Annotated in this window: 1 protein-coding gene; it reads right to left on the minus strand. The window is 47.3% G+C overall.

The features are described 5' to 3' along the window. A partial coding sequence (locus H3S73_RS13730) for a phage baseplate assembly protein V (protein ID WP_232353010.1) occupies window positions 1-273 on the minus strand: 273 nt, incomplete at both ends.

A 273-nucleotide genomic window follows, 5' to 3' on the forward strand; every position in this document is an offset into this window, starting at 1 on the left:
ATGTGCTCTTGTCCGCGCTTATCATCCATCCGCAGTTTGTTGTTAGCAGGAGTACGAATTACATTTCGGTGTTTGTTTATGGTGGTCACATGGTCAGGGTGGCCACTGTCATGCATCGCATGTGCGATATAAGGTCGGTCCGGATTACCGTTAGTAAACGCTACCGCAACTTCTGTGCCGTCAATCAATGGAAAGTGAAAACCATAGGTACTGCCCGCATACGGTTTAGCCAGTCTTAACCATAAACTCTCTTCACCGTTTCGCCACTCTTTT

Source organism: Gilliamella sp. B14384G12, from assembly GCF_016101825.1.
GTDB classification, from domain to species: Bacteria; Pseudomonadota; Gammaproteobacteria; order Enterobacterales; family Orbaceae; genus Gilliamella; species Gilliamella apicola_N.